Genomic DNA, 4,774 nt, shown 5'->3' on the forward strand with positions numbered 1-4,774 from the left:
CCCCCGGACTAACCCACAAAGGGAACTCACGGATGACCTCGACCGGCATGCGCTCGATGGCCGAGACGGAGATGCCGCTTTTCGGGGTCGCGCGCTTCCGGAAGGCGCGATGAGGCACCCGTACATGATGAGGGCGGCGTCCCCGCCCGGGGGAGCGTCCGCCGGCGCGCGGCAAAGGCTGCCGGGCGCGCTCGTACGTCCTCGACCCCGGCTGCTCCTCGTGCTCTGCGCGGCGCTCCTCCTTTCATCCCCGGCCGTCGCTGCCGGGGATGGACCCGCGGGCGCGTCCGCCCCTGCCGCGCCGTCGTCCTCCGGCGATGCGGCTCACGCGGCGTCGGGTCAGGCCGGCTACCGGCGGATGCTCGCACGCGAGGCCGAAACGCGCGGATTGCCCCCGGCCATCGCCGATGCCGTCGCGTATGTGGAGAGCGGGTACGATGCCGGCGCGGTCGGTGGGGTCGGCGAGCTCGGACTGATGCAGGTCCGGCCGACAACCGCGGCCATGCTCGGTCACACGGGTACCGCCGGGGCCCTCCTCGATCCCGCGACCAACATCCGCTTCGGCGTGGCCTACCTCGCACAAGCTTGGAAGCTCGCGCAGGGCGATCTCTGCCGCACGCTGATGAAGTACAGGGCCGGCCATGGCGAGGAGCGGATGAGCCCGCGCTCCGCCACCTACTGCCAGCGGGTGCGGGTCCGCCTCGCCGCGGCCGACGCTTCGCTCGCCGGGACCGCCTTACCCTCCTTCCAGGAAGGCGTCCGCGGGATTCCCGCGGCACGCCTCACGGAGCGGGATCCCCGTTCGGCAATCGCGCGGCGCTTGTGGGCCGAGCATGCGGCCCGTGTCCGCGGCATCGGGGCGCGCATCGACCGCATCATGGGCGGCGGCTGAGAACCTGTCGGAGCAAGCCACTTGAACGTCCGTCCCAGCCCCGTCCCGCCCGCCGTCAAGTCGCGTGTCCGCCCCGCCGGCGGCGGCCGCATGGAGGTCTGAACCCATGGACCACGGTCACCACGTGCATCATGCCCACGGGCACCGTCGCGGCCACGGCGCGGCCTACGCGGCCGGGGAAGCCGCGACGGACCCCGTCTGCGGAATGCGGGTCGATCCTGCGGCTACGCCCCACCACGCCGAGCACGACCACGCGACCTACCACTTCTGCTCGGCGGGATGCCGCGCGAAGTTCGTGGCCGAGCCGGCACGCTACCTGACGGCTGACAAAGGGCCGCCGGAAACCCCTGCCGGCACGGTCTACACCTGCCCCATGCACCCGGAGATCCGCCGCGACCGACCGGGCAGCTGCCCGATCTGCGGGATGGCGCTGGAGCCGCTCACGCCGACGAGCGGCCCGGTCGAGAACGCCGAGCTCAAGGACATGAGCCGCCGCTTCTGGATCGGCCTCGTCCTGACCCTCCCCGTCTTCGCCCTGGAGATGGGGGGACATCTGACGGGCCTCGTCGACCGCCTCGGCCTGCAAACCTCGAACTGGGTCCAGTTGCTGCTCGCCTCGCCCGTCGTCCTCTGGGCGGGTTGGCCGTTCTTCGAGCGGGGCTGGCAGTCGCTGGTGAACCGCCGCCTCAACATGTTCACCCTCATCGCCCTCGGGACCGGCGCGGCCTACCTCTACAGCGTCGCCGCGACCGTGGCGCCGGGGCTCTTCCCCGAAGGCCTGCGCGGCCACGGCGGGGCGGTGCCGGCCTACTTCGAGGCCGCGGCGGTCATCACCGTCCTGGTGCTGCTCGGGCAGGTGCTGGAACTCGGGGCCCGCGAGCGCACCTCGGGCGCGATCCGGGCGCTGCTCGACCTCGCCCCACAGAAGGCCCTGCGTCTCGGGACGGAAGGGACCGACGAGGAGGTGCTCGTCTCGGCGGTGGCCGTCGGGGACCGCTTGCGCGTCCGGCCCGGCGAGAAGGTGCCGGTCGACGGCGAGGTCGTCGAGGGGCGCTCGGCCGTGGACGAGGCGATGATCAGCGGCGAGCCCATCCCCGTCGCGAAGGAACCCGGCTCCCTCGTGGTTGGCGGGAGCCTGAACACGACCGGGGGCTTCGTGATGCGCGCGACGCGTGTCGGGGCCGAGACCACCCTGGCCCGCATCGTCGCGATGGTCGCCGAGGCCCAGCGCTCGCGCGCGCCGGTCCAGCGACTGGTGGACGATGCGGCGGCCTGGTTCGTCCCCGTGGTCATCTCCGTCGCCGCCCTCGCCTTCGTTGCCTGGATGGCCTTCGGGCCGGAGCCACGCTTCACCTACGCCCTGCTCGCGGCCGTGGCGGTCCTCATCATCGCCTGCCCCTGCGCCCTCGGCCTGGCGACGCCGATGTCGATCATGGTCGGGGTCGGCCGCGGCGCCCAGGACGGGGTCCTGGTCAAGAGCGCCGAGGCCCTGGAGCGGTTGGAGAAGGTCGACACGCTCGTCATCGACAAGACGGGGACCCTGACCGAGGGCAAGCCCAAGGTCACCGCCGTGCTCCCGGCCCCCGGTTTCACGGACGCCGACGTGCTGCGCCTCGCCGCGGCGGTCGAACGCGCGAGCGAGCATCCCCTGGCCCTCGCCATCGTCCGGGCCGCGGAAGCGCGGGTCATCCCGGGCGCCGTGGCGTCCGACTTCGAGGCACCGACCGGCAAGGGGGCGCTCGGCACGGTCGAAGGACGGCGCGTGGCCATCGGCAACGGGCGTTTCCTGGAGGAGCAGGGGACGGACGTGACGCTCCTCCAGGCGCGGGCCGAGGAGGTGCGGAGCCGGGGCGCGACGGCGGTCCTCGTCGCCGTGGGCGGGAAGCCGGCCGGCGTCATCGCCATCCAAGACCCCGTCAAGACGAGCACGTTCGAGGCCCTGCGAAGGCTGCGGGGGGAAGGCTTGCGCATCGTCATGTTGACCGGCGACAGCCGGACGACGGCCGAGTTCGTCGCCAAGTCGCTGGGCATCGACGAGGTCGAGGCCGAGATCCTTCCCGACCGGAAGGCGGAGGTGGTCAGGACGCTCCAGGGCCAGGGCGCGGTCGTGGCGATGGCCGGCGACGGGATCAACGACGCGCCGGCCCTCGCCGCAGCGGATGTCGGCATCGCGATGGGCGGCGGCACCGACGTGGCCATCGAGAGCGCGGGCGTGACGCTGCTCCGCGGGGACCTGGTCGGCATCGTCAGGGCCCGGCGCCTGTCCCGGGCGACGATGCGCAACATCCGCCAGAACCTGTTCTTCGCCTTCATCTACAACGCGCTGGGCGTGCCGGTCGCCGCCGGGCTGCTCTACCCGTTCCTCGGCATCCTGCTCTCGCCAGTCATCGCGGCGGCCGCCATGGCGCTCTCGTCGGTGAGCGTGATCGGGAACGCCCTGCGCCTCCGCACGACGCGGATCGGCTGAGGCAGGGCCATGGCCTGCGCGCCGCCCTCCGCCGACGGGCCCGGCCCGACCCGTAGGGCGGAAACCCGGCGCGGGCGAATTCTGGGCCGTGCCCCCCTCCCTCCTTCGAGCAATCGCATGAGCCCGTGGAGACCATGACCACGCACCCGCTCGCACTCGGCGTCACGGGCGCCTACCTCGCCATGGTCGATACCGTCGTCCCTGACTTCGTCGAGGCTTTGTACCTCGTCGGTTCCGTCGCCATGGGCGACTTTCGGCCCCCGCTCAGCGACGTGAATTTCGTGGCGGTGTCCCAGGCTCGCCCGGGCCGGGGCGAGGTGGCCGCCCTCGCCGAGGCTCATGCCGGCCTCGCCCGCGGCTGGCCGGCCCCGGCGCTCGACGGCGTCTACCTGACCTGGGACGACCTGCGGGCCGGCCCGCTTGCCGTCCCGAACGGCCCCTGCGTCCGGCACGGGCGATTCTTCGCGTCGGGATGCCACGACCGGCATCCGCTCACCTGGAGCGTCCTGAGGGCCAGCGCGGTCACCATCCGCGGTCCGCTCTGCGCGGGCACCGGGCTCTGGCGTGGAACGACCCACCTGGAACGGTGGGCCCTGGCCAGCGTCGACGAACGCCGGCGCGCTGGACTCGGACCCGATACGGCGGACGCGACGCTCCTCGCGGCGAACGGGGTCGAACGGTTCGTCCTCGGCATGTGCCGGCTCCATTACGTCCTCGCGACCGGGGTCGTGCCTTCGAAGAGCGACGCCGGCCTGTACGGGTTGATCACCTTCCAGCCGGAGTGGCATCGCATCATCGACGAGGCCCTGCGCATCCGCAGGGAACCGGGGGCGGAATGCCTCTACGCGACGCCCGGCGAGCGCGGCCGCGACGCGTTGGCTTTCGTCCGCCTCGTCGCGGACGACGCACGAACGCTCGTCGTCGGTCCTGGCGGTTCCGGACCGGGCTGAGGGCGCTCGGTCTCCCACATCGCCCGGCCGGGAACGGCCGCGCTGCGGTGCGCGGCCGCCTGTGCCGTCCCGAGCTTGGCCGTTACGCCAGGCCTGCGGACGGGCCGCGAGAGGGGCGCCGACGAGATCGGCCTTCGTTCTGCCGGGAGCGCCCGCGGGCGCTCCCGGCAGGGCCGGACCTCCGAAGCCCATTCGGAGGTCGTCGGGCTCACGGCAAGCCGCGCCGCGCCCTTCCGCCCGGACAAACGCCGGAGCCTTGTCGCCAGGAGTACCCGTTGCTGACCCCGCCGATCATCCACGACCTGATCCATCGGACGTTGGGCCTCGACCACCCCCACACCCACTGGTGGATCGACCTCGTCACGGTCCTGGTCCTCGTCGTGGCACCTGCCTGGACCGCTTGGCTCGCCATCCGGTCGGGCCTGCGCTGGGCCGCCGCCCGGCGGCATCGCACCCGCGGGACGG

Annotated in this window: 3 protein-coding genes and 1 pseudogene; all 4 read left to right on the top strand. The window is 72.9% G+C overall.

The genetic code is table 11. The features are described 5' to 3' along the window. Nucleotides 1-358 precede the first annotated feature (358 nt). A complete protein-coding gene (locus AX737_RS11525; protein ID WP_238231838.1) occupies nucleotides 359-892 on the top strand; it encodes a transglycosylase SLT domain-containing protein in 534 nt (177 codons plus the stop codon). 106 nt (nucleotides 893-998) lie between these two features. Next, nucleotides 999-3,359 (top strand): heavy metal translocating P-type ATPase, encoded by a 2,361-nt coding sequence (locus AX737_RS11530; protein WP_066921447.1) that lies wholly within the window; start codon nucleotides 999-1,001, stop codon nucleotides 3,357-3,359. A 134-nt stretch (nucleotides 3,360-3,493) separates the two neighbouring features. Further along, complete coding sequence (locus AX737_RS11535; RefSeq protein ID WP_066921451.1) at nucleotides 3,494-4,309, top strand: aminoglycoside adenylyltransferase domain-containing protein; 816 nt, start codon at nucleotides 3,494-3,496, stop codon at nucleotides 4,307-4,309. Nucleotides 4,310-4,584: 275 nt separating this feature from the next. Further along, nucleotides 4,585-4,774 (top strand): annotated as a pseudogene (locus AX737_RS11540) (multidrug ABC transporter ATPase); the annotation flags it as partial.

Origin of the sequence: Methylobacterium sp. CCH5-D2 (assembly GCF_001556475.1) — a bacterium.
GTDB lineage: Bacteria > Pseudomonadota > Alphaproteobacteria > Rhizobiales > Beijerinckiaceae > Methylobacterium > Methylobacterium hispanicum.